Consider the following 23291-nt stretch of genomic DNA (forward strand, 5'->3'; position numbering starts at 1 on the left):
GGCTGTGCCGATGGCTCGTCGAGGCGCAGGCCTCGTCCGTGTTCGAGCCTAACAGTACGCTTGTCCTGTGAACGCACGGGGGAGGGTTCCGACCGGCCAGTGCAGCTTACGGCGTGCCGTGGTGAGGTGATGTGACAAGTTGTCGCGTACTGTGCCTTCGTGACCGTCTCGCGTACCTCGGTTTTCGCGCCCATGAAGGCGGAACTACCGCCCAACACCGATCTGAAGGCAATCCTGCTGGATCTGGCCGACAATCACGTCGCCGCGCCCAAGGGCCGGGATCAGGACAAGCTCGCGGTGATCGCCGCGGACGCGCGCGAGCACGGCATCGATCTCAACATCATTGTGGTGCAGGGCAACCCGGGCATCGAGGCGAATCTGCGCGATCTCGCGACCGAGGTCGGCAAGGAGGAGCACGGCACCGTGGTCGTCTTCGGCGACGACTGGATCGGTACCTACAGCGATCAATTCACGCGGGCGCGGCTGGAATGGGCCGAGGACAAGGCGAAGTATCGCGGGCCCAACCACACGGTGGAGGCGGCGCAGATCTTCGTCGATCGGCTCGAGCAGCCGGAGACGGTGTCGTGGACGGTCATCACGCTGGTGATTCTGGCGGGTCTGCTCGCGGTGATCGGCGGGCTGTACGTGGTGAAGAAGAAGCGTTCGGAGGCGGCTGCCGAGGAGCGCACGCCCGTCGCCTGACAGGTCTCCGGCGATTTGCTGCCGGTAGGCAAATTACTGGCAACGAGCAAAATTCCTTCGGGTCTCCCTGGCGCGCCTGAAGCTCTGAAACCCATAAGTGTCGTACGGTTTCGCGATGGCACTGATGGGGACAGAGTGTCGTAAGGGGCGACCGGGAGGTGCGATGCGACAGCCGAGGCGGCGACGTCTGCGCATGCTCAGGATCGCTACCGAGTTGCTGGTCGTATTGATCGTGCTGGTCATCGGGGCGACTTCCGGCCATGCCGTACCGCCGCCACCGCCCAATCCCAGCGACGGCGAGATCGCCGACGCGGGCGCCCAGGTCGATGCGAACCTCGGTGAGGTCGGCGCGCTCATCAATCAGGTGGCCGGTGTCGAACAGCAGCTGCGCCAGCTCGACGATGCCGTCGCCGCCCGCCGCGAAGCCGTCAACAAGGCTCTCGTCGACCTGCAGATCGCCCGTGACGCCGCCGACGCCGCGGCCCGCGCGGTCACCCAGTGCCAGACCGAGCTCGCCGAGGCCGGCACGAATGTCGATCGCGCACACGACGACTTCGACAAATACGTCGCCCAGGTCTACATGCGCCCGGGTTCCACCTCGCTCATCAACTACCTGGCCGCTCCCAGCCCGGAGATCGCTCTGGCGCGCGCCCAGGTGCTGACCATCGCCTCGATGAATCAGCAGGACGTGGTCAACGACCTGCGCCGCGCCCAGGTCGATCAGGCCAACAAGACCTCCACCGCCAAGCAGGCCCAGCAGGTCGCCGACGCCGCCGCGGCCGACGCCGAGGTCAAGAAGACCGAAGCCCAGAACGCCGTCGCCGCCGCCCAAGCCGAACTCGACCAGCAGACCACGCGCCGCAACGACCTGCTCTCCCAACGCGATTCGGCCCAGCAGCGCCTCGACCTCGCCCGCTCCCAGGTCGCCGGTCTGCAAAGCCAGCGCGACGCCTACCTGGCCTGGGACCAGCAGCGCCGCGCCGAAGAGGCCGCCGCCCGCGCTGCCGCCGCCGACGCCGCGGCCCGCGTGGCCGCCGACCGCGCCTCCAACGACCGCGCCGCCGAGGCGGCCCAGGGACACCGCCCCCACACCGCCCTCGACGACTCACCCCCGCCCGCCCGCTACAACCAGCAACCCACCCGCCCCAACGGTTCCCGCGCCGACCTGGTCGAAATAGTCGTCGACCGCGCCATGTCCCAACTCGACGTCCAATACGCCTGGGGCGGCGGCGACGAAGCCGGCCCCACCCTCGGTATCCGCGACGGCGGCGTAGCCGACAGCCACGGCGACTACGGCAAAGTGGGCTTCGACTGCTCCGGCCTCATGATCTACGCCTTCGCCGGCATAGGCGTCTCCCTCCCGCACTACAGCGGCTACCAATACACCATGGGCACCCGGGTCCCTGTCTCCGACCGCGAACGCGGCGACATGATCTTCTGGGGCCCCGGCGGCAGCCAACACGTAGCCCTCTACCTCGGCAACGGCAAAATGGTAGAAGCCCCCCAATCCGGCGACGTAGTCCGCGTCTCCCCGGTCCGCGAAGACGGCATCATGCCCTACGCCGTCCGCATCGCCTCCTGAGCAACCTGCCCGACTCGAATCCGTTGCCGGCCACGCCGAATCACCGCTCCGGCGCCAGCCGGCCCGAGTTCGTCAACTCCTGCGCCAGCGAGTCCGCTTGGCGGACGTGCGGGTGAGTTCGTTTCGCAGGTGCCCGCGCGGAACCCGGTGTGCCAGTGGCTCGATGACCACGAGAACATCCGAGTCCGCGGCGATGTCGGCGTTGGTCGCCGACCACACCCCGCCATCGATGTAATAGCGGTTGTCGACGACGACCGGAGGAAAGGCGCCGGGAAGGGCACGGCCGTGGCCAATGGCACGCCGCTTTCGCTGTCCCAGACTTGGCGCCCACCGCTCTCGGCCTCGACGGCGACGATCCGAGCGGGTCGAGACGAGGACCTACACCTGACGGACCCAACCGGGCACGATCCGCGTCTCGCTGATCCGCCACCCCGCCGGCGTCCGCACCACGGTGCTGATCTGCCGGAGACCGCCCGTCTGATGGGGTGATTGCCCCTCGCGGAAGTAGTACACGATCGAATTCGCCGAAACCGCAGCCTGATCCCCGTCCACCTCCACCAGCAAGTCGGTGTTCGTGTGCTGGGTTTGTTCCCCGTCGACCTCGGACTCCTGCAGGAAGTCGACGACCTTGTCGATGCCGCGGACGTGGATGCGCGGCGACTCGACCGCCACATCATCGGTGAACACGGTGCCGACGTCGTCCCACCGCCGCTCATCGAGCAGGAGCGCGAAACGTGTGAACAGGTCGGCGATTTCGATGCGGTCGGCGACCAGGGCGGTGGTGGACATGGCGTCCTCCTTCGTTGTCGTAGCGATGGCCAAACGTTGGAGACTCCAACGTTGGCGTCGCCAACTATACCTAAATATGTTGGTTGCGCCAACGATATTTGGTCGCGCTTGCTCTACTGCAGGCGCACGAGCCCAAACCCGCCCCGGTGAATCACGGGCGCGAGACAATATCGGTAATGCGTTGGCCGGTAATGCTTCTTGTTCTTGTGGCCCTCCTCGCCGGTGGGTGTGGTTCGCCGCGTTCGGGCGATCCAGCGGGGGGTCGGTCGGCGGAGGCTTCGGTGGATGTTCCGGGGGTGCTGCGGGCGGGGTTGGAGGGGCGGGGGTTCGTGGTGGTGGGGGAGGTGCCCTCGTTGACTGCTGAGCCTCGGAATATCGGGGCGGGGGAGAGTGGTGGGGTGCCGTGGACCTTGCCCGGGTTCAGTGCCAGTCAACTGAACGCCGCGCTGCGCATGACGGAAGCCGGCATTGCCGAAGGGGCGGAATCCGGTTGGTTCCATGTCAATATCTACGAGTATGCGGGGAGTATTCCTGCGGGGGCCGAGCCGTGCCAGGTGCCCTGGGATCAGCCGCCGCGCGGTGCGGACTGCCGGGTAGAGCCGCTGCCCGATAAGGAAGTGCTTGTGGTGCTGGATTATTCGAATCTGCGGGAGGTGTACGTCATTCTCGGGGGGATGGTGGTGGGGACCGTTACCGCGGCGGGGGAGTTGAACGGGGAGCTGAGCGCGAGGGCGCCGATTGTGGATCTGGTGCAGCAGCGGGAGATTACGGAAGAATTGGCGGAAGTCGTTCGTTGATCGAGGTACGAGGAGGAACGATGACCGCGGGTGGATACGAGCAGAGCATCGGGCGGGGAGTGGTGGCGCCGGCGGGGATCGGGGGGCGGGCGGTGGCCCGGTTCATCGACTGGATCATTGCCGGGATCATCGGCGGGGTTTTGTTCTGGTTGCTGGATCGGGTGGCGGATGTGCCGGGGTGGATTTCGATCCTGCCGGGCGCGGGGTTCGGATTCCTGTATTTCGTGCTGTTCGAGGTGGCGACCGGGTCGACGCCGGGGAAGAAGGTTCTCGGGCTGCATGTGAACGGGGCGGGCGGCGCTGCGAAGCCGAATGTCAAGGAGTCGGCATTGCGCAATGCGTACATGCTGCTCAATCTGATCCCGTGGATCGGCGGAATCCTCTGGTTCTTCGCCGCTATCGGCATTGCGGTGACCGTGAGTGCCAGCTCTACGAAGCAGGGCTGGCACGACAACATCGCGGGCGGGACGCAGGTCGTCAAAGGCTGACCGCCCCGAACTCGTCAGTAGGCGATGAACAGGATTTCGTCGCGGCTGTAGTCGTGGCCGGGGTGTTTCTCCGCCAGGTGGGCCTGGGTCTTCGCGACCAGGTCGTCCTCATCGGTGCCGAGGATGTATTCGCCGCAGGGGCAGTTGAGCCGAGTCTTCATGTCTTGCCGATCCTTTCGAGCATTCGTTTGGTCCATCGTGCCCGATGAGCGAGCGGTCCCGCGAACCCGGGATCACGGTTTGAAGCGGCCGGCGAAGGCACGCAACGGCAGATCCGCGCTGGTGATCACGCCGGGCGGTGCGGCGACCACGGCGTTGATGGCGTTGAGGGCGGGCAGGCCGGTGACCGTCATGCCGACCGAGGCGAAGGCTGCGGGGTTGGTGAAGTCGGTTCCGGGTTTGGGGAGGATGCGGTGCTTGCTGGAGATGTAGGGGTCGCCTTGGATTGTGGTGATGTAGCAGCCCTGGACATTCCAGTGTGGGTCGGTGTGCGGGGTCATCTGCCATTCGATGTGTACCTCGACCTTGGGCACGCCGTCGACGACGCCTTGGTATTTCAGGTAGTTGGCACCGAGTGAACCCTTGGGCAGGTGGTACCAGCCCAGGTCGATGTCCTTGGTGCAGGCGCCGAGTTCGTAGCTGAAGATGACGTCGTCGAGTTCCAGGCCGAAGCAGTCGGCCATCAGGTACACGCCGTCGGCGAACACCCGGGTTCCCTTCTCCAGCATGGCCGGAAGGGCCGGATCGTCGACGGGACGGCCGTAGCCGACCATCTGCCAGGAGTCCACGGAGTGATGGCAGGAGACATCGACCGATTCGATGACGGTGACGTTCTCCAGATCGGCCACGTCACAGGATTGCACGATGCCGAGGATCTGCATGAGGCCGGGATTCATGCCGGTGCCGTAGAAGGTGGATCCGCCACGGCGACAGGCTTCTTCGAGGATTTCGGTGGTGGGTTTGCCGGAGGGGTGGGGGTGATTCCGGTTGCGGTGGTGGCCGGTGATCCAGTCGGCCGTGGTGACGATGTCGATCCCTGCTTCCAGGACTTCGACGTAGAGGTCCTCGTCGGGGAACACGCCGTGGAAGGTGAGGACATCGGGTGCGGCGGCGATGATCTCGTCGACCGACCCGGTGGCGGTGACGCCGATGGGGGAGAGCCCGGCGATCTCTCCGGCGTCGCGGCCGATCTTCTCCGGTGTGTAGCAGTGCAATCCGACGAGTTCGAGGTCGGGATGATTGCGGATGCGTTTGATCATCTCGGTGCCGACATTGCCTGTGGCGACCTGGAATACGCGGATCGGGTTGCGAGTCTCGCTCATGGTGCGGTCTTTCCGGGTGGGTCTGGGTAGAACTGGGTGGCCCATGTGCGCAGCGCCTTGAAACCGGCGTATTCGGCGCGGGCGAGCGCGGGCGGATCGGAATAGCGCTGGTGCGACCAGATGTGGATGTCGGCGAGGAGCTGATCGATGACGGCCTGGCCGAATTGCTGTGCGCTGCGCGAGGGTTGGCTGCGATCACGCCCGGGCGGGCAGCCGATCCACACCGTGAACCGCACATCGCAGGTGCCCTCGTCGACCGGGGTGACCGCCGAGATCGTGCGATTGTCGATCATGCCCCAGCTCTTGGTCACGGCCACCCCGAGCCCGGCATTGACGGCCTCCACCCCGCTGTGCACGTCCTCGGCCGACACGCCGGTCTCGGCGTCGAAGGTCACCGTGAAATCCACATACGACACCGGCCCGTCGAACTCCTGGCGGGTGAACGTCGGCACGAACGGCACCTTGTGCACGAACTTGAAGTGCGCGAAGTCGACGCCGTTCTCCAGCACATACTGCGGATGCAATTCCAGGCGTTCCCGATACAGCGTTCCGCCGGGATAGGCGGGGTAGTAGTCGGCGGCGGTGCGCCCGTCGCCGAATCCGGTGAAGACATCGGGCACATCGAAGTAGGGCTTGCGCCCCGCGACGTCATGCCAGATGTAGATGGATTCGTTCCGCTCGATCACGGGATGACTGCGTATGCGCCGCACCGGATTCGGCCGATCCTCGTACGGAATGCGCACATTGCGCCCGTCGCGATCCCACTCCCACTCGTGAAACGGGCAGACGATGCGCTCACCCTCGACATGCCCGCCGAACCCCAGATGAGCCCCGAGATGCTCGCAGTAGGCGTCCATCACGCTCACCTGCCCCGTCGCCGACCGCCACGCGATCAGCTCGCGCCCGAAGTATTTCATCCGATGCACCGCGCCGACGGGAATCTCGGCCGCCCATGCCACCTGGAACCAGCCGGTCGGGACCATGGACAGCGGTGGTTTCGCCATCCCAGAATCGTAGAAGGTTCTATGAAACCTGGGAAGACCTGGAGCCGTGGCGATTCCACGGCCGGCCCGCGCGCTAGGATGCCGAAGATGACCGAGGCGGAGAGCAATGGCAGGCGCACCAATCGCCGGGGCGTGGCCACCCGCGAGAACATGCTCGACGCCGCCCTGCAGGCCCTCGCCACCGGCGACCGCACCGCGGTCTCGGCCAATCGTATAGCCAAGGAGATCGGCGCCACCTGGGGCGCGGTCAAATACCAGTTCGGCGATATCGACGGCCTCTGGGCGGCCGTTCTGCACCGCACCGCCGAACGCCGCGGCGACCTCCCCGTCTCGGTGGTGAATCCGCAAGCGCCCCTGCGCGACCGCGTCGCCGCCACCGTCGAGATCCTCTACCGCGGCCTGACCGCCAGCGATTCCCGCGCCATCGAAACCCTGCGCGCCGCCCTGCCGCACGACCGCGCCGAACTGGAAAACCAATACCCCCGCACCGCAGCCGAACTGGCCTCCTGGAAGGACGCCTGGGCCCGCGCCTGCGAACGCGCCTTCGCCGGCCTCGACGTCGATCCCGCCCGCGTCCGCGAGGTCGCCGCCTTCCTCCCCGGCTCGATGCGCGGCATCACCTCGGAAAAACAACTCGGCACCTACTCCGACCTGGACGAAGCCCGCCGCGGCCTCACCAACGCGATCGTCGCGTATCTCGAAGGCTCACGGCGGACTTCGTGACGCTCGGGCCTAACCGGCCGGCTTCCAGTCGACCTGCGGAGAGCGATAGAAATTGATGCCCTGCGCGGTCCAGATCTGCCCCTGTTTCGCGAGCCGTTCGCGGTAGTTCTCCCAATTGTGGGTGGCACGCGGGGACCAGGCGATTTCGGCGGCGCCGGCCAGTCGCGGGAATGCCATGTACTCGATATCGGCGCTGGTTCGCAGCGTCTCCGACCAGAGCGGCGCCTCGACGCCGATGATCTGGCTCTCCGACACGCCCTCGAGGAAGGTGGCGGGATCCCAGTCGTAGGCGTCCTTCACCTCGACATAGCCGGCCCAATGCAGACCGAGCGGGGAATTCGGGTTGTACTTCATATCCAGATAGGCCTTGTTGGCCGGCGACATCAGAATCTTGTTGCCCCGTGCCGCTGCCGCCGCGACGTCGGCATTGCGGTTCGCGGTGTCCCAATACTGCGGAATCGCCGAGGTGGGCGGATTCGTCACGACGATATTGTGCCAGCCCTGAATCTTCTTGTCGTACTGGGCTGCCAACGGCGTCACCTTCTGGAAGAAGGTGTTGTAATCCTCGGCCGAGGTGTTATGGGCTTCGTCGCCGCCGAGATCGATATAGGGTCCCGGTGTCAGCGCCGCGATCTCGCGGATGACGTCGTCCACGAATTGGTAGGTCGTCGGGCTGGAAATGCAGAGTGAGCTGTAGCCCACCTCGATATCGGTGCGCGGCGGCACCGGTTTGCCATCGCAGTTCAATTCGCCGTAGGAGGCCTGCGCGGCATTGACGTGCCCGGGCATATCGATCTCGGGGATCACGGTGATGTGCCGCGAGGCCGCATAGTTGACGATATCGGTGTACTGCTCCTGGGTGTAATAGCCGCCCGGGTCGCCGTTCACCGCGGTCTGCCCGCCGATTTCGGCCAGTTTCGGCCAGCTCTTGATCTCGATGCGCCAGCCCTGGTCGTCGGTCAGATGCAAATGCAGTGTGTTGATCTTGTACTGGGCGATCTGGTCGATATAGCGCTTGACCTGATCGGGAGTGAAGAAGTGCCGGGCCACGTCGAGCATCGCGCCACGTTGTGCGAAGCGCGGGTAGTCGAGCACGGTGCCGCCCCCGACCGTCCAATCCCGTTGCTGCACCGACGATTCGTTGATCGCCGCCGGGAACAGCTGCCGCAGCGATTGCACGCCGCCGAACAGCCCGTCGGTGGTGTTGGCGCTCAGGGTGATTCCGTCCTCGGCCACCGCGAGCCGGTAGCCTTGATCGCCGACCTGCGGTCCGGCGTCGCCGAGTTCGAAGGTGATCCCCGGCTGCTCCCGGTCGCTCGGATCCACCACCGGCAGGGAGAATCCGGTGGCGGGACGCAGCAGGCCGCCCAGGTAGTCGGCGACCTCCTGGGCCTGATACTCCGCGCGGATCACGCTGTTCGCGGTCAGCGTGAAATTCGCGGTCGAGTCCGGTTCGGCCTGTACGGGGATGGGCACGATATCGGTCACGCTGCGTTCGGTGGGCGGCGGGTTGTTTGCGGCGGCGGAATCGGCCAGGCCGGGCAGGCCGACTACCGCCAGGCCCAATGCCGCGCCGAATACCAAGGGAGATATTAGATTTCGCAAGACACACCTCTGGTCCAGTGGAGAGAGATGCCAACCATTGCACAGTCGGTTGTGCGGTGGTCTGGGGAATTCAAGTGGGGAATGCATCCGCGCGAGGGATATCGCGGCTCCCCAGTCGGCCGACATGGTCGCAAGTCCAGTTCGAAACGTTAGTCTTTGCCCTCTATTCGAGGACGGAGACACCGATGAAATCGCAAGCGTCCCTGCTCATTCAACTCGCCGCCATCGCGCCGTTGGCGCTCGCGGCCACAAGTGCGCTCGCATCACCCACGGGTGCTGCGCCGCTGAACACGACCACGGTCAATTTCCAATGTCAGGCAACGCCGCCGATCGGCGGTCCCCAGACCATGACAATGACCATCGACGTGACGGGCACAGCACCCGCATCCGCCAATCCCGGTGCCCCCGTCGCGATTACGCTGACGCCGGCCGCGGGATCGGTCCCCGCGACCGCCGGCGGCTACACGATCAACAATGTGCGCGATATGCAGCTGCTGGCCCCGTACCCGGCCAACTCGACCTATGTCTCCGCCTCGCTGTCGGGCGGCACGGTCGCCGCCACCCTCGACGACTCGGGCGGCAGGCTCGCGGTCAGGGTGACCGAGCCGATCCGGGGCGGCTCCACCTTCACTCTGCCGTCGATCACGGCCAATGTGACGGCGGGCGATGCGGGCGCCATCACCACCACGCTGGCGGGCACCAGCTACGCCGACCCGGGCCTGACGCTCACCGCCAACGTTCGAACACCCTTCGGCCCCTTGGACATCCCGGTCGCGTGCTACCCCGACCCCGCACCCACCTTCACCACGACAACCATCGTCAGCCAGGACTGATCAGGAAACGGGCCGAAGTGCTTCGCGCGTCAGGTCATCGAGCGCCGGGTAGCCGTCGACGGCCATGATGAGGTCGGCTTCGGCGAGCAGGGAGCGCAGGACGTGGACGATGCCATCGGCGCCGCCGAGGGCGAGGCCGTAGGCGTACGGGCGACCGATGCCTACGGCTGTCGCGCCGAGGGCCAGGGCCTTGATGATGTCGGCGCCGCTGCGGATGCCGGAGTCGAACAGGACCGGGACGCCGTTGGCGGCCGCTACGACGTCGGGGAGGGTGTCGAGGGCGGGGAGGCCGCCATTGGCTTGGCGGCCACCGTGATTGGAGCAGTAGATGCCGTCCACCCCGCCGTCGACGGCGCGCCTGGCGTCATCGGGGTGGGAGATGCCCTTGACGATCAGGGGGAGATCGGTCAGTGAGCGCAGCCAGGGGAGGTCGTCCCAGGTGAGGGGATTGCCGAAGACCTGGATCCAGCGCAGGATCGCCGATTGCGGATCCTCTTCCGGCGTGCGCTGAAGAGAGGCGCGGAAGACCGGGTCGGTGAAGTAATTGGCCAGGCAGTGGCCGCGCAGCTGAGGGAAGTTGGCGGTGGACAGGTCGCGGGGACGCCAGCCCGTCACCCAGGTGTCGAGGGTGACGACTATGCCCTTGTACCCGGCCTTTTCGGCGCGCTGCACCAGACTGGCCGCGAGGTCGCGGTCGGTGGGGGTATACAGCTGGAAAAGGCCGGGGGTGTCGCCGAATTCGACGGCGACGTCCTCCAAGGGGTCGACCGTGAGGGTCGAGGCGACCATGGGGACGCCGGTGCGGGCCGCTGCCCGGGCGGTGGCGAGATCGCCGTGGCCGTCCTGGGCGCACAGGCCGATGACGCCGATGGGCGCCAGGAAAACCGGTGTGGGCAGGGTCATTCCGAACAGGTCGATCGACAGGTCGCGCTCCTTGGCGCCGACGAACATGCGGGGGATCAGGCCCCAGCGGTCGAAGGCGGCGACATTGGCGTCCTGGGTGCGCTCGTCGCCGGCGCCGCCGGCCACATAGGACCAGATCGAGGGCGGCAGCGCGGCCCGGGCGCGGTCGCGCAGCTCCGCGAAGTGCACCGGCAGGGTGGGGACCACGCCGCGCAGGCCGTTGAAATAGATCTCGTTCTGATAGTCGCCGAACGCCATTGCCGGGACCTTCCTTCCTCGACGGTGTGCCGTTCACCGTGCAGGATTAACCTGTCGATACGGTGCAGATGCAGGAAAGAAACGGATCGAGTGCCTCTGATGCAGGATAACCGCGAGCTATTGAGCGAGGACGAGCTGGCGCTCATTCACGCGCTGCAACTGCGGCCCCGGGCCTCGTGGACCGAGCTCGGCGCCGCGCTCGGCGTCGACCCGGTCACCGCGGCACGGCGCTGGCAGCGCCTCAACGGCCGCGGCGCGGCGTGGGTCGGCACCTCTCCCGGACCCAGGCTGCTCGAACTGATCTGTACCGCCTATCTCGAAATCGCCTGCGCCGCCGGGCGGGCCACGACCGTGGCCGCCGAGCTGGCGCGGCACCCGCACCTGCTCACGCTCGAACGCGTGGCCGGTGGACACCACATCTGGGCCACCGTGGGCACCGGCGACCTGGCCGCCATGTCGCGCTACACCCTCGATGTCCTGCCCGCCATCCCGCACATCACCGACGTCCGCGCACACCTGATCACCCACCTGTTCACCGAGGGCGGCGACTGGCGCATCGACGCCCTCGCCCCGGATCAGCGCACCCAGCTCGTCACCCCGTCCGCGCGGCCGCCCTCGGCCCGTGACCGCAATCGCGTCACCGATCTCGACCGCGACCTGCTCGCCGCCCTGGCTCACGACGGCCGCACGTCCTACGCTGCCCTCGCGTCCGTCCTCGGCGCCGGCACCGCCACGGTGAAACGCCGGATGGACGAGCTCACCCGACTCGGCCTGCTCCGCTTCCGCTGCGATTTCGCCCGCCCCCTCGGCGGCTGGCCCGTGGCCGTCACCTTCCGCGCCTCCGTGCCCGCGGCCGATATCCAGCGCATCGGCCACGCCCTCGTCGCGCTGCCGCAGACCCGCAATTGCGCCGCGGTGAGCGGCCCGCACAATCTCGTGCTGCAGGCCAGCCTGCATTCGGTCGCCGATGTGCTGCGTTTCGAATCCCGGCTCACCGCAGAGCATCCCGAGCTCGATATCGCCGAACGCCTTGTGACGCTGCGGCACGAGAAGTTGCTCGGCCACGTGCTCGACCCGCAGGGCCGCTCGATCGCGGTGGTGGTCCCGGATATCTGGAGCGAGCCGGGAATTCGCTGCTGACGCAGCCGCATCCGGCGCGAAAGTGACCCTTGCCACAGTCTGGTACGTCGCTGTACCGTCAGACCGGTACACAGGTGTACCACGCTGGGAGATGCGGCATGACCACGGTGAAATTGCCCGACGGGCCAACGACTCCGGACTTTCTCCAAGGGTTGGAGGTGATGGTCGGGCGCACCCGCGCGTGGCGACGCCTGCACGACCGATACGGTTCGGCCTTCACCATCTACATGCCCCGATTCGGTCGCATGGTGGTGCTGTCCGATCCGGCCGAGGTGAAGGCGCTGTTCACCGCGTCCCCGGAGGCGGCCGACAATGTCGACGTCAATCTCGGGCAGTTCCTCGGGCCGGGCTCGCTGTTCTCGCTGCGCGGGGCGGAGCACCGCAAACAGCGCAAACTGCTGACGCCGCCGTTCCATGGCCGCAGGCTCGAGGTCTACGAGGCGTTGATCGAGGAGGAGGCGGTCCGGGAGTTCGCCACCTGGCCGGAGGGGCGCGAGTTCGCGACCATGGAGTCCATGATGCGGATCACGCTGAATGTGATCCTGCGGGCCGTATTCGGCGCCGAGGGCAAGGAATTCGACGAACTGCGCGAACTGGTGCCCAAACTCGTGCTGCTCGGGTCGGCGCTGGCCGCCCTGCCGGTGCCGGAGAAGTTCCTGGGCCGCTTCGGGCCGTGGGCGCGCTTCGCCGCCCATCGGCGGCATTACGACGAGATCGTCGGCCGGCTCATCGACCGGGCGGCCGCCGATGAGCACCTCGGGGAGCGCGACGATGTGCTGGCCATGATGCTGCAATCGCGCTACGACGACGGCGGCGCCATGACCCGCGGTGAGATCGCCGATGAGCTGCTGACCCTGCTCACCGCCGGTCACGAGACCACCGCGACCTCGCTGGCCTGGACGGTCGAGCGGTTGCGCAGGCATCCGGATGTGTTGCGGCGCTTGGTCGCCGAGGTGGATGCGGGCGGATCGGAATTGCGGGAGGCGACGCTGCTGGAGGTGCAGCGGGTGCGGCCGGTCATCGACTCGACGGTGCGCAAGGTTCGGGCGGAATCGCTGGAACTGGGGCGGTGGACGCTGCCCAAGGGGCAGAACGTCCTGGTCAGCATTCGGCTCATGCACGACAACGAGCAGCTCTTCCCGAAGGCCCGCGCCTTCGATCCGGACCGTTTCGTCGGCGTCCGGCCGGGCACGTTCAAGTGGATCCCGTTCGGCGGCGGCGCGCGGCGGTGTATCGGGGCGGCCTTCGCCACGATGGAGATGAACATCGTATTGCGCACGCTACTGCGAGATTTCACACTCGAGCCGACCACCGCGCCGGATGAGCGCACTCACTTCCGCGGCGTCGCATTGGCTCCCGCCAAGAAGGGGCGCGCCGTGGTGCACCGCCGCCCGCCTCGCCCCGCTGTCGTGGCCGACACGCACAGCGCGCAGGTGACCGCATGACCGAGCGGCTCGTGGATGTGGGCCGCGGCGTCACGCTCTGCTACCGGCGATCGGGTGGTGGCGAGGTCCCGCTGGTGCTGATCGCCGGACTCGGGCAGCAGCTGCACGAGTGGCCGGATGGATTGTGCGAGTTGCTCGCCGGGCGCGGCTACGACGTCGTTCGCTTCGACAATCGTGACGTCGGCAGGTCGACGCATTTCCGGTTTCGGCCGCCCGGTGCGGTGGACTTCCTGCGAAAGCGCTGGCACGCAGAGCAATACGATCTCGGCGAGCTGGCCGCCGATACGGTCGGGCTGCTGGACGTGCTCGGGCTGAAGTCCGCGCACCTGGCGGGCATGTCCATGGGCGGGATGATCGCGCAGACCGTCGCGGCCCGCTATCCGGACCGGGTGGCCTCGCTGACCTCGATCATGTCCACCACCGGCGCGGCACGGGTGGGCCGACCGGCGCTGTCGACCTGGCGGTTGATGTTCGCCCGCCCGGCCCGCACCCGCGCGGAGCACATAGCCGGCGCGGTCCGCATGTACCGGCACATCTCCTCGCGCGGCTACCCGTTCGACGAGAACGCCGTGCGCACCGCGGCGGCGGTCGCCTGGGATCGCGACCCGCGCCCGGCGGCAGGCGTGGGCCGTCAACTGGCGGGCATTCTCAAATCCGGCGACCGCACAAGGGAACTCGCCGCCATCGTCGCCCCGACCCTGGTCCTGCACGGTGACCGGGACCTGATGGTGAATCCGACCGGCGCAACGGTCACCGCGCGGGCCATCACGGGCGCGCGGTCGCAGACGCTGCCGGGGATGGGCCACGACCTGCCCGCCGGCGTCTGGCCGGCGCTCACCGATCTGATCGACTCCCATATCCGCACCGCCAGGAGTACCGATGCCCCGCACGCGTAGACCACTGTCCGGTCATCCCGTCATGATCACCGGGGCCGCCTCCGGCATCGGCCGCGGTCTCGCCCAATTGCTGTCTCGCCGTGGGTCACCCGTGGCGATCGCCGATATCGACGAGAGCGGCCTGAAGCAGACCGCGGCCTCGCTGAGCGGCCCGGTGCTCACCCGGGTGCTCGATGTGAGCGACGCCGGCGCGCAACTGGCCTTCGCCGCCGAGGTCCGCGACTGGCTGACCGCGCCGCTGGCGGCGGTGTTCAACAATGCCGGTGTGGCGGTGGCGTCCTCGGTGCTCGACGCGGTCCCCGAGGACGACGAATGGTTGCGGCGGATCAACTTCGACGGGGTCGTCAACGGCACCCGCGCGTTCCTGCCCATCCTGGTCGAGCAGGATCTGGGCGTCATCGTGAACACCTCGAGTGTGTACGGGCTGGCCGGCGTGCCGTATCACAGTGCGTACTGTGCCGCGAAATTCGGGGTGCGAGGGTTCACCGACGCCTTGCGCCAGGAGCTGCGGGGGACCGGGGTCTCGGCGGTGAACGTGCACCCTGGTGGGATCGCCACCAATATCGCGCGCAATGCCCGGGTCCGCAAGGATCCCGAGGGTCTGGGCCGCACCCCCGAGCAGTTGGCCGCGGAGTTCGAGGCGCTCGCCAAGACCTCGCCGGAGAAGGCGGCCGAAATCATCTGCCGCGGAGTCGAACGCGGGAAGGCGCGCATCATGGTCGGCCCCGACGCGTACGTGTTCGATGTGCTCACGCGGGTCGCACCGACCCACTACTACGACGTGATCGCGGTGCTGCAGCGGCGGCTCGAGGCCCGCGCCAGGGCGGGAGCCACGACATGAGCGAGCATTTCGACGTGCTGATCGTCGGCGCGGGCCTGTCGGGCATCGGCGCGGCACACCATCTGCAGGAGGCGTTTCCGGGCCGCCGGTACGCGATTCTGGAGGCGCGCACGGCAATCGGCGGAACCTGGGATCTGTTCCGGTACCCGGGGGTGCGCTCGGATTCCGATATGCACACCCTCGGTTACCGTTTCCGGCCCTGGACGCAGGCCGCGGCGATCGCGGACGGCCCCTCGATCCTGGACTACATTCGCGATACCGCGGCCGATGGCGGCATCGACCGGCGTATCCGGTTCGGGCACAAGGTGATCGGCGCCGCGTGGTGCACGGCGGACGGGCGCTGGACGGTGACCGTCGAGCACGATGGCAGGACCTCCATGCTCACGTGCCGGTTCCTGTACATGTGCACCGGCTACTACACCTACGATCAGGGCTACACGCCCGAGTTCGCCGGAATCGAGGAGTTCCGAGGGCAATTGGTGCATCCGCAGCACTGGCCCGAAGACTTGGAGTACTCCGGCAAGCGGGTGGTGGTGATCGGCAGCGGCGCGACGGCGGTGACCCTGGTCCCGGCGCTGGCCGAGACCGCGGCCCGGGTGACCATGCTGCAACGCTCGCCGACCTACATCATGTCCATTCCCACCGAGGACGCCGTGGCCACGCGGCTGCGCGCCTGGCTGGGCCCGCGGCGCGCCTACACCATCACCCGGTGGAAGAACGTGCTGATCAGCACGCTCATCTACCAGCTCAGCCGTCGGCGCCCGGCCATGATCCGCGAGCTCATCCGCAAGCAGAACGCGGCGCAACTGCCCGCCGGCTACGAGGTGGACGTCCATTTCAACCCGGACTACAACCCGTGGGATCAACGGCTGTGCCTGGTACCCGACGGCGATCTGTTCCGCTCGATCCGAGCGGGCCGCGCCCAGGTGGTGACCGACCGGATCGACCGGTTCACGGCCACCGGCCTGCGGCTGGCCTCCGGCGCCGAACTGGACGCCGACATCGTGATCACCGCGACCGGTTTGCAATTGCTGGCGTTCGGCGGAGTCCAGTTCACCGTCGACGGCCGCGCCGTCGACCTGCCCGACACCATGGCCTACAAGGGCATGATGCTCAGCGGGGTCCCCAACTTCGCCTTCACCATCGGCTACACCAACGCGTCCTGGACGCTGAAGGCCGACCTGGCCGCCGAATTCGTCTGCCGCCTACTGCGCCACATGGATTCGGGCGGCTACGACCGCTGCACCCCGTGGCCCGATCCGGATATCGCCAAGGCGCCGCTGCTGGACTTCCAATCCGGCTACGTCCAGCGCGCCATCCACCGCTTCCCCTCCGCCGGTTCGCGCCGGCCCTGGCGGCTGGGCATGAACTACGCCCACGATGTGCTCTCCCTGCGCCACGGCCGCATCGAGGACGGCACCATCCGGTTCGCGCGAGCCACGGATCCGGCTCATGTTCCACTGCGCGCCACGCCGTGATCGGCCCGGCGCGGGGCGAACTAACCTGTTGGTCGTGACCCGCGCCGAGCCTGCCACCAGCACCGCCACCGAGCCCGCGCCGGAATCCGCCTTCCGGCGCCGGCTCCTGGAAGCCATGGCCGAGGCCGTCCGCGAACGCGGCTACCGCGAGACCACCGTCGCCGATGTGGTCCGCAATGCCCGCACCTCCCGCCGCACCTTCTACGAACACTTCGACAGCAAACAGGACTGCTTCATCGCCCTGCTCACCGAACGCAACAGCGAAACCATCCAGCAGATCTCCGACGCCGTCGACCCCGCCGCCCCCTGGCGCACCCAGGTCCGCCAGGCCATTCACGCCTGGATAGACGCCTCCCGCCACGACCCCACCATCACCCTGGCCTGGATTCGCGACACCCCCGCCCTCGGCGAGGCCGCCGCCAAACTCCACCACGACGCCGCCGAAGCCTTCATAGACCTCATCCAAAGACTGGCCGCCACACCCGAATTCGACGCCCCCGGCGTGCAGCACCCGCCGAACCGCCGCACCGCCACCTTCCTCTACGGCGGCTTCCGCGAACTCATCGCCTCCACCGTCGAAGCGGGCGGCGACATCCGCGACATCATCGACGTCGCCGTCGACGCCGCCATCGCCGTGGTCGGCCCCCGCTACGAACCACGCACGGGGGACGCGGAGTAAGAGCATCGTGCGGTGGCCCGTCGGGGGACCAGGTGTGGCAGGGTCGATCCGGCGGCCTCGGGAAAGTCTCCGGCGTAGCTCAGGAAGATGCCGGTGCGCACGGGCGGCTCCTCGTCAGTCCGCGCCCCAATGCTGTTCCATGAGAACGCCATTGGCGGCCAGCCAGGCCACCGGATCGATCTTGCTGCCGTTCTCGTCCCAGATCTCGAGGTGCAGGTGCGGGCCGGTGGACTGGCCGCGGTTGCCGACCGAGGCGATCACGTCGCCGGCATTCACGCGCTGGCCTACGTGGGCGTAGATGTCGTTGACGTGGCCGTAGACGGCGGTGGTGCCGTCGTCCTGGAGGACCCGCACCCAGAGGCCGAATCCGGAGGCCGGGCCCGCCTCGACCACGGTGCCGCCCATGGCGGAATGGATCGGGGTGCCGAGGGCGTCGGCGATGTCGACGCCGTAATGGAATGAGCCCCAGCGGGTTCCGAAGCCGGAGCTGATCGCGCCGCCCACGGGCAGGACGGCGGGCGGGGCCGCGATCTGGGGTGCGGGCACCAGCGGGGCGACCTGCTCTTGCAGACCCTTGATGGCTTGTTCGGCTTGGGCGAGCGGACCGCGGATCTCGGCGGGGAGACCTGCCAATCCGAACGGGGCGGCCGCGGGTTCGGCAGTGGGCGCGACTTCCACCGCGGGGGCGGGAATTTCGGGCTCCGGTTCCGCCACGGGCGCTTCGACCGGGGGAGCGGCGACCGGCGCGGCGCCGGTGGCGGCCGCAATGGCCTCCTCGATCGACTTCAGCACGCTCGCAATCGGATCCGGCTCCACGGGCGGTGGCGCGGGTGTGGCGGCGGCCGGGGTCATCTGCACGGTGGTGGCGAGCAGCGCGCCGGCCGCGACCGCGGCGCCGGAGACGGAGCGGACCCGCCACGACGCGCCGGTGTCCGCGCGATGACTGGTCGCCGCACCGGTGTCGATCACACCGAGCAGATCCTGGACGGACAGGGAACCGGGGGTATCTCGGTGAAGCGGCACAGCACGTCCTCGGTGGATCAGCGGAGTCCGGGACTCCGGCGAACGATCGATTCTTTGGAGGGTCGACGTTTCAAAAAACTGTACCCAGCCGTGATCATTTCGTTGCCGTTTCCCGGAAATCCGTGCCGCGCATTACCTCACAGGGAATCGACGCGCGTGCGATCCCCGCCCGAGCATGGGTGCGAGCGAAAGGAATTGCGATGACCGCGACCGCGTCCCATGCCTTCGACACCGACACCGCGAGCACCCGCCTCGGCGACCACGAGTACGGGCTCGAGGTCTCCGATCGCTGGAAATCCTTCGGCGGCCACGCCAATGGCGGCTACCTGATCGCCGCCTGCCTGCAGGCCCTGCGCCGGGAACTCCCGCAACCGGACCTGCTCTCCGCCTCCGCCCACTACCTGCGCCCCGGCAGCGTCGGCCCCGCCCGCATCCGCACCGAGATCGCCCGCATCGGCCGCCGCACCGGCGCCGGCCAGGCCGTCCTCACCCGCGACGACCGCGAAATCATCCGTGTATTGGCCACATTCACCGATTTCTCGGCCGCTCGAGGCCGCACTCTCGTCCGCAACGAACCCCCGTCCCTCCCCGCCCCCGACCGCTGCGTCGACCCGATGGCCGCCCTCGGCGCCACCCCCGGCGGCGCCACCATCGGCGAACAGGTGGAATTCCGCGTCCCCGAACTCCCCGGCTTCTGGCGCGGCGAACCCGGCGGCACCACCACCGTCGACTGCTGGGCCCGCTTCACCGACGACCGCCCCGCCGACCCCATCGCCCTGGCCCTGCTCGTCGACGCCGCCGCCCCCGTCATCTTCGACCTCGGCGTCCCCGGCTCCTCCACCATCGAACTCACCGTCCACATCCGCCGCCGTCCCGCCCCCGGCTGGCTCCGCTGCCGCATCGCCACCAACTACGTCATCGACGGCTTTCACGAAGAGGACTTCGAAATCTGGGATTCCACCGGCTCTCTCGTAGCCCAGTCCCGCCAGCTGGCTCTCATTCCATAGCGCGCTTCGGCACGGCGCACGCACCCGGCACCGACACCGTGCGGGCGGAATCCACCCGCCCCCGGCGGATTCTTACCTGGTTTTGCCGTTGGCTTGCGGTGGCTCTGACTTCCGGTGCGCAGGATCGGTCTCGACATTCCGGAGAGGTTCCGGGATCGGGATCGACGAGGGAGATTCGTATGCGCGGGGTTGTGCGCTCGGCCGCGGGGCTGGCGATGGCCGCAGTGGTGGCGGGTGGGGTGATCGCGGGGTGCTCGAGTGGGGAGTCCTCGGTCGCCGGCCGGCCGGAGTGGTGTCCGACTGTGCCGGGCCATCAGGTGGATTGCGGGGTGGTGCAGCGGCCTTTGGTGGAGGGGCAGCCTGCGCTCGGGAAGGTGGATGTGCACTATGCGCTGGTGCGGCAGGGGCGGAGTGACTTGGCGAACAAGGGCACGATCGTGCCCAATCCGGGTGGGCCGGGGGTGCCGATGATTTCGCATGCGGCCGAGGCGGCGGCGTTGTCGGCGGGGGTGCTGGATGAGCACTCGCTGTTGTTGATCGATCCGCGAGGGACCGGGTTGTCGAGTCCGGTGGATTGCGGTGTGGGGGAGGAGGAATTCCGGCTCGGGACGCGGGAGCAGCAGCGAGAAGCGGTGGGGCGCTGCGGGGAACGGCTGGGGGCGCGGGCGGCGGGGTATACGTCGGCGGCGACGGCTGACGACTTCAATGCTGTGCGAGAGCATCTCGGGATTCCGAAGGTGGTGTTGTACGGGATCTCGTATGGGACCTACCTCACGCCGGTTTACGCGCAGCGGCATCCGGAGACGGTGCAATCGATGGTGCTCTCGGGTGCTTATCCGAGTGATTTCGACCGGTTGCAGCGGCCCAACGCCGAGGCGGTTTCGCTGGCGCTGCAACGGATCTGCGAGCGCAGCGGGGTGTGTGACGGGAATACCGCGGTGGCGGATCTGACTGCGGTGGCGCAGCGGTTGCGGACACAGCCGCTCACCGTCGATGTCGGTAAGCCGGTGGCGCTGACCGAAGGCAAGCTCGCCACACTCGTTTTCGAGGCCGCGACCAGCAATGTGGGTGCGAATCCGCAGGCGATGACGCCGCTGGGCATGCTGCCCGCGGCGCTGCACGCCTCCGTGCGCGGTGACGACAGCAAGCTCGTCGAATTCGTGAAAGCCACGACTGTCGAGCCCTCCTACGAGAACATCAATGCCTATGTCACGGTGACCTGCAACGACTACGCGCCGCTGTGGTCGATGGAAGCGAGCATCCCGCAGCGGGAACAGCAGTATCGTGACGCGCTGGCCAAGGCGCCGGCGGGGGTCGGGGCATTCAGTGCCGAAGGCTTCGGCGAAGGGCAGCGCGACGGCGGCGACTCGTGCATCCGCTGGCCGGGAGTGGCGAACCACCAGCGGCCCGACCAGGTGAGTGACCCGATGCCGGATGTGCCGGTGCTGGTCATCTCCGGTGATCTGGACGCCATCACCCCGGACGCCAACGGCAAGCTCGCCGCCGCGAAATTCCCGCGCTCGACGTTCATTTCGGTGCCCAACACCGGGCATGTGCCGGATATGGAACCCAGCGGCTGCGTGGTGGGCATCGTCGGCGAATTCATTCGCACCGGCGCCACCACCGACACCGGTTGCGTGGCCGCGATTCCGCCGATCGCGGTGGCTCCGGTCACCGACTGAGCGAGCCGATTCCGATGACCACGTCCCCCGCCAGCCAGAATAACCCGGTGATTGCCGCAAACTCCGCCGCGCCCGCCCCGACGGTGCTCATCGTCGAGGATGACCCGAATGTGCGTTCCACCCTGGATCAGCTGCTGCGTTTCGAGGGCTACCAGGTGGTGCTCGCCGCCGACGGCCGGCAGGCCCTGGAGTTGCTGGAGCGGCAGCGACCGGATCTGGCGGTGGTGGACGTGGCCATGCCGCGCCTGGACGGGCTGTCGCTGTGCCGGATGCTGCGTCGCCGCGGCGACCGGCTGCCCATCCTGGTGCTGACCGCGCGGCACCAGGTCGGCGATCGGGTCGCCGGGCTCGATGCCGGGGCCGACGACTACCTGCCCAAACCATTCGATACCGAGGAGTTGCTGGCGCGGCTGCGGGCGCTGTTGCGGCGCAGCGCGCCCGATCCCGGCCAGGATGCCACCGCCGGACTGCTGACGGTCGCGGATCTGGTGCTGGATCCGGCCGCCCGGGAGGCCCGCCGCGGCGGCGAACTGCTCGAATTGACCCGCACCGAATTCGACGTCCTGGAACTGCTCATGCGCAACGAGCGGGTGGTGCTGTCCAGAAGCCAGATCTACGAACACATCTGGGGTTTCGACTTCGACACCCAATCCCGGTCGCTGGATGTGTACATCGGGTATCTGCGCCGCAAGACCGAGCAGCACGGCGCGCCCCGGCTCATCCACACCGTCCGCAATGTCGGCTACACCGTGCGGGTGCCGTGATGTTGCGGGCCCGTCTGACCGCGGTGGCGGTGGCCGCGGTGATCGCGGCCATCCTGGTCTCGATGGTCACCGCCTACCGCAGTGTCGCCCCACTGATCGCCGCCGAGGTCGATCGCGGCCTGTCCGATCGCGCCGACACCGTGCTCGCGATCCTGGACGCGGGCGCCCCGCTTCCCGTGCGCCCGGACATGACCGAGCAGCTGCTGCTGCCCGACGGCACGGTGCAGGTCCTGACGCCGGGCCGCGCACCCCTGCCGGTCACCGACGCCGACCGTGCCATCGCCGCCGCCGGGCAGGGCGCCAACGAAACCGAAATCGATATCGACGCAATCGGTTACGGGGTGCTGACCAAGGCCCGCCCGCACGGCGGGGGAGCGGTCATGGTCAGCCAGAACTACGCCGAGATCGAACGCATCGACGACGAATTCCTCTGGCGCACAGCCTCGATCACCGCCGCCGCCGTCGCGGTGGTGGCGGTGCTGAGCTGGCTGCTGATCGGGCGCATCCTGCGTCCCATCCGTCGCCTGGCCACCGCCACCCGGCACATCACCACCACCCAGGATCTGTCCACCCTGCTGCCCGACCCGGGCAGCGGCGAGGTCGGCGAGCTGACCCGCAGCTTCAACTCCATGCTCGCCGCCCTGCGCATGTCCCGGGCCCAGCAGCAGCGCCTGGTCCAGGACGCGGGCCACGAACTGCGCACGCCATTGACCTCGGTGCGCGGCAGCGCGGAACTGCTGCAACGCGCCCGCGGCAGACTGAGCCCGGACGACGAAGCCCAGGTCCTCACCACCCTCGTCCAGGAAGCCAAGGCCCTCGACGCCCTCGTCGGCGAGCTCGTGGATCTCGCCACCGACCAGCACACGGCCGAACCGCTCGCCACGGTCGACCTGGCCGACCTGGCCGAGGACTGCGCACAACGGTTCCGCCGCCGCACCGGACGCACGATCACCGTCACCGCCGACGAGCCGATGATCGTGACGGCCCGCCCGCAGGCCCTGGCCCGCGTGGTCGACAACCTGCTCGACAACGCCACCAAATACAGCCCGGCCGACACCCCGGTCGCCGTCCACATCGACCGCACCCGCCTGGTCGTGCGCGATCGCGGCCCCGGCATCGATCCGGCCGACCGCGAGGCGATCTTCGACCGCTTCTACCGCGCCGACCGCACCCGATCCACGCCCGGATCGGGCCTCGGCCTGGCCATCGTCCACGACATCATCGCCGCCCACGACGGGACCGTCTTCGCCGGCGATCACCCCGGTGGGGGCGCGGAAGTGGGGTTCCGGCTCCCGCCGGGGTGACACCACCGTTTCGATCCTGCCACGAA

Annotated in this window: 23 protein-coding genes; 16 read left to right on the plus strand and 7 right to left on the minus strand. The window is 68.0% G+C overall.

All coding sequences use genetic code 11. The features are described from left to right. Window positions 1-159 precede the first annotated feature (159 nt). Together ACFVIV_RS21590 and ACFVIV_RS21595 are read left to right on the plus strand one after the other, a co-directional pair. A complete protein-coding gene (locus ACFVIV_RS21590) occupies window positions 160-702 on the plus strand; it encodes a DUF6676 family protein (RefSeq protein WP_379198943.1) in 543 nt (180 codons plus the stop codon). Between the two features lie 193 nt (window positions 703-895). Next, window positions 896-2284: an NlpC/P60 family protein gene (locus ACFVIV_RS21595; RefSeq protein ID WP_379198945.1), complete on the plus strand. Its 1389-nt coding sequence runs from the start codon at window positions 896-898 to the stop codon at window positions 2282-2284. 378 nt (window positions 2285-2662) lie between these two features. Here ACFVIV_RS21595 and ACFVIV_RS21600 read toward each other — a convergent pair whose 3' ends face one another. After that, complete coding sequence (locus ACFVIV_RS21600) at window positions 2663-3073, minus strand: nuclear transport factor 2 family protein (protein ID WP_379198947.1); 411 nt, start codon at window positions 3071-3073, stop codon at window positions 2663-2665. 398 nt (window positions 3074-3471) lie between these two features. Here ACFVIV_RS21600 and ACFVIV_RS21605 point away from each other — a divergent pair, with 398 nt between their 5' ends. Together ACFVIV_RS21605 and ACFVIV_RS21610 are read left to right on the plus strand one after the other, a co-directional pair. Continuing rightward, window positions 3472-3870, plus strand: coding sequence for a hypothetical protein (locus ACFVIV_RS21605; RefSeq protein ID WP_379198949.1), 399 nt, complete (start codon window positions 3472-3474; stop codon window positions 3868-3870). A gap of 20 nt (window positions 3871-3890) precedes the next feature. After that, complete coding sequence (locus ACFVIV_RS21610) at window positions 3891-4358, plus strand: RDD family protein (RefSeq protein ID WP_379198951.1); 468 nt, start codon at window positions 3891-3893, stop codon at window positions 4356-4358. Between the two features lie 14 nt (window positions 4359-4372). Here ACFVIV_RS21610 and ACFVIV_RS21615 read toward each other — a convergent pair whose 3' ends face one another. The 3 genes from ACFVIV_RS21615 to ACFVIV_RS21625 form a co-directional block, all read right to left on the minus strand. After that, window positions 4373-4519, minus strand: a complete 147-nt coding sequence (locus ACFVIV_RS21615) for a DUF1059 domain-containing protein (RefSeq protein WP_379198953.1) — start codon at window positions 4517-4519, stop codon at window positions 4373-4375. Between the two features lie 72 nt (window positions 4520-4591). Beyond that, window positions 4592-5680, minus strand: coding sequence for a dihydrodipicolinate reductase (locus ACFVIV_RS21620; protein WP_379198955.1), 1089 nt, complete (start codon window positions 5678-5680; stop codon window positions 4592-4594). Beyond that, window positions 5677-6684, minus strand: coding sequence for a Rieske 2Fe-2S domain-containing protein (locus ACFVIV_RS21625; RefSeq protein WP_379198957.1), 1008 nt, complete (start codon window positions 6682-6684; stop codon window positions 5677-5679). Before ACFVIV_RS21625 ends, ACFVIV_RS21620 begins: the two co-directional genes overlap by 4 nt. Window positions 6685-6771: 87 nt before the next feature. Here ACFVIV_RS21625 and ACFVIV_RS21630 point away from each other — a divergent pair, with 87 nt between their 5' ends. Next, the gene (locus ACFVIV_RS21630) at window positions 6772-7407 is read left to right on the plus strand and encodes a TetR/AcrR family transcriptional regulator (RefSeq protein ID WP_379198959.1); all 636 of its coding nucleotides are present in this window, start codon (window positions 6772-6774) and stop codon (window positions 7405-7407) included. A 9-nt stretch (window positions 7408-7416) separates the two neighbouring features. Here ACFVIV_RS21630 and ACFVIV_RS21635 read toward each other — a convergent pair whose 3' ends face one another. Then, window positions 7417-9012: a beta-N-acetylhexosaminidase gene (locus tag ACFVIV_RS21635; RefSeq protein WP_379198961.1), complete on the minus strand. Its 1596-nt coding sequence runs from the start codon at window positions 9010-9012 to the stop codon at window positions 7417-7419. A 185-nt stretch (window positions 9013-9197) separates the two neighbouring features. Between ACFVIV_RS21635 and ACFVIV_RS21640 the strand changes: the two genes are divergently transcribed. After that, a complete protein-coding gene (locus ACFVIV_RS21640; RefSeq protein ID WP_379198963.1) occupies window positions 9198-9845 on the plus strand; it encodes a hypothetical protein in 648 nt (215 codons plus the stop codon). Here the strand turns inward: ACFVIV_RS21640 and ACFVIV_RS21645 are convergent, their stop codons facing one another. After that, window positions 9846-11006 carry an alpha-hydroxy-acid oxidizing protein gene (locus ACFVIV_RS21645; RefSeq protein WP_379198965.1) on the minus strand — a complete coding sequence of 387 codons (1161 nt, stop codon included), beginning with the start codon at window positions 11004-11006 and terminating at the stop codon, window positions 9846-9848. 99 nt (window positions 11007-11105) lie between these two features. On the opposite strand from ACFVIV_RS21645, the gene ACFVIV_RS21650 reads away from it, so the two are divergent. From ACFVIV_RS21650 to ACFVIV_RS21675, 6 genes are all read left to right on the plus strand, one after another. Then, window positions 11106-12146 carry an Lrp/AsnC family transcriptional regulator gene (locus ACFVIV_RS21650; RefSeq protein ID WP_379198967.1) on the plus strand — a complete coding sequence of 347 codons (1041 nt, stop codon included), beginning with the start codon at window positions 11106-11108 and terminating at the stop codon, window positions 12144-12146. Between the two features lie 98 nt (window positions 12147-12244). Next, entirely contained in the window at window positions 12245-13591 is a 1347-nt protein-coding gene (locus ACFVIV_RS21655) for a cytochrome P450 (protein WP_379198969.1), read from the plus strand. Then, window positions 13588-14487, plus strand: coding sequence for an alpha/beta fold hydrolase (locus tag ACFVIV_RS21660; protein WP_379198971.1), 900 nt, complete (start codon window positions 13588-13590; stop codon window positions 14485-14487). Before ACFVIV_RS21655 ends, ACFVIV_RS21660 begins: the two co-directional genes overlap by 4 nt. Then, the gene (locus ACFVIV_RS21665) at window positions 14471-15328 is read left to right on the plus strand and encodes an SDR family NAD(P)-dependent oxidoreductase (protein ID WP_379198973.1); all 858 of its coding nucleotides are present in this window, start codon (window positions 14471-14473) and stop codon (window positions 15326-15328) included. The genes ACFVIV_RS21660 and ACFVIV_RS21665 overlap by 17 nt, the downstream gene beginning before the upstream one ends. Beyond that, the gene (locus ACFVIV_RS21670; protein WP_379198975.1) at window positions 15325-16806 is read left to right on the plus strand and encodes a flavin-containing monooxygenase; all 1482 of its coding nucleotides are present in this window, start codon (window positions 15325-15327) and stop codon (window positions 16804-16806) included. Before ACFVIV_RS21665 ends, ACFVIV_RS21670 begins: the two co-directional genes overlap by 4 nt. A gap of 34 nt (window positions 16807-16840) precedes the next feature. Beyond that, window positions 16841-17485 carry a TetR/AcrR family transcriptional regulator gene (locus ACFVIV_RS21675; protein ID WP_379198977.1) on the plus strand — a complete coding sequence of 215 codons (645 nt, stop codon included), beginning with the start codon at window positions 16841-16843 and terminating at the stop codon, window positions 17483-17485. 114 nt (window positions 17486-17599) lie between these two features. Here the strand turns inward: ACFVIV_RS21675 and ACFVIV_RS21680 are convergent, their stop codons facing one another. Next, window positions 17600-18508 (minus strand): M23 family metallopeptidase, encoded by a 909-nt coding sequence (locus ACFVIV_RS21680; RefSeq protein ID WP_379198979.1) that lies wholly within the window; start codon window positions 18506-18508, stop codon window positions 17600-17602. A 200-nt stretch (window positions 18509-18708) separates the two neighbouring features. On the opposite strand from ACFVIV_RS21680, the gene ACFVIV_RS21685 reads away from it, so the two are divergent. The 4 genes from ACFVIV_RS21685 (at window position 18709) to ACFVIV_RS21700 (ending at window position 23265) form a co-directional block, all read left to right on the plus strand. Then, window positions 18709-19515, plus strand: coding sequence for a thioesterase family protein (locus ACFVIV_RS21685; protein ID WP_379198981.1), 807 nt, complete (start codon window positions 18709-18711; stop codon window positions 19513-19515). A 179-nt stretch (window positions 19516-19694) separates the two neighbouring features. After that, on the plus strand, window positions 19695-21197 hold the full coding sequence (locus ACFVIV_RS21690; RefSeq protein ID WP_379198983.1) for an alpha/beta fold hydrolase: 1503 nt from the start codon (window positions 19695-19697) through the stop codon (window positions 21195-21197). 50 nt (window positions 21198-21247) lie between these two features. After that, window positions 21248-21961, plus strand: a complete 714-nt coding sequence (locus tag ACFVIV_RS21695; RefSeq protein ID WP_379199150.1) for a response regulator transcription factor — start codon at window positions 21248-21250, stop codon at window positions 21959-21961. Next, a complete protein-coding gene (locus ACFVIV_RS21700; protein ID WP_379198985.1) occupies window positions 21961-23265 on the plus strand; it encodes an ATP-binding protein in 1305 nt (434 codons plus the stop codon). Before ACFVIV_RS21695 ends, ACFVIV_RS21700 begins: the two co-directional genes overlap by 1 nt. Window positions 23266-23291: the final 26 nt, after the last annotated feature.

It is taken from the genome of Nocardia sp. NPDC127526 (assembly GCF_042672265.1).
In the GTDB taxonomy this organism is placed as follows: domain Bacteria; phylum Actinomycetota; class Actinomycetes; order Mycobacteriales; family Mycobacteriaceae; genus Nocardia.

Coding starts and splice junctions, on each gene's coding strand:
- ACFVIV_RS21595 (WP_379198945.1), top strand. CDS start 896: ATGCTCAGGATCGCTACCGAGTTGCTGGTCGTATTGATCGTGCTGGTC.
- ACFVIV_RS21600 (WP_379198947.1), bottom strand. CDS start 3,073: ATGTCCACCACCGCCCTGGTCGCCGACCGCATCGAAATCGCCGACCTG.
- ACFVIV_RS21610 (WP_379198951.1), top strand. CDS start 3,891: ATGACCGCGGGTGGATACGAGCAGAGCATCGGGCGGGGAGTGGTGGCG.
- ACFVIV_RS21615 (WP_379198953.1), bottom strand. CDS start 4,519: ATGAAGACTCGGCTCAACTGCCCCTGCGGCGAATACATCCTCGGCACC.
- ACFVIV_RS21620 (WP_379198955.1), bottom strand. CDS start 5,680: ATGAGCGAGACTCGCAACCCGATCCGCGTATTCCAGGTCGCCACAGGC.
- ACFVIV_RS21625 (WP_379198957.1), bottom strand. CDS start 6,684: ATGGCGAAACCACCGCTGTCCATGGTCCCGACCGGCTGGTTCCAGGTG.
- ACFVIV_RS21630 (WP_379198959.1), top strand. CDS start 6,772: ATGACCGAGGCGGAGAGCAATGGCAGGCGCACCAATCGCCGGGGCGTG.
- ACFVIV_RS21640 (WP_379198963.1), top strand. CDS start 9,198: ATGAAATCGCAAGCGTCCCTGCTCATTCAACTCGCCGCCATCGCGCCG.
- ACFVIV_RS21645 (WP_379198965.1), bottom strand. CDS start 11,006: ATGGCGTTCGGCGACTATCAGAACGAGATCTATTTCAACGGCCTGCGC.
- ACFVIV_RS21650 (WP_379198967.1), top strand. CDS start 11,106: ATGCAGGATAACCGCGAGCTATTGAGCGAGGACGAGCTGGCGCTCATT.
- ACFVIV_RS21655 (WP_379198969.1), top strand. CDS start 12,245: ATGACCACGGTGAAATTGCCCGACGGGCCAACGACTCCGGACTTTCTC.
- ACFVIV_RS21660 (WP_379198971.1), top strand. CDS start 13,588: ATGACCGAGCGGCTCGTGGATGTGGGCCGCGGCGTCACGCTCTGCTAC.
- ACFVIV_RS21665 (WP_379198973.1), top strand. CDS start 14,471: ATGCCCCGCACGCGTAGACCACTGTCCGGTCATCCCGTCATGATCACC.
- ACFVIV_RS21670 (WP_379198975.1), top strand. CDS start 15,325: ATGAGCGAGCATTTCGACGTGCTGATCGTCGGCGCGGGCCTGTCGGGC.
- ACFVIV_RS21685 (WP_379198981.1), top strand. CDS start 18,709: ATGACCGCGACCGCGTCCCATGCCTTCGACACCGACACCGCGAGCACC.
- ACFVIV_RS21690 (WP_379198983.1), top strand. CDS start 19,695: ATGCGCGGGGTTGTGCGCTCGGCCGCGGGGCTGGCGATGGCCGCAGTG.
- ACFVIV_RS21700 (WP_379198985.1), top strand. CDS start 21,961: ATGTTGCGGGCCCGTCTGACCGCGGTGGCGGTGGCCGCGGTGATCGCG.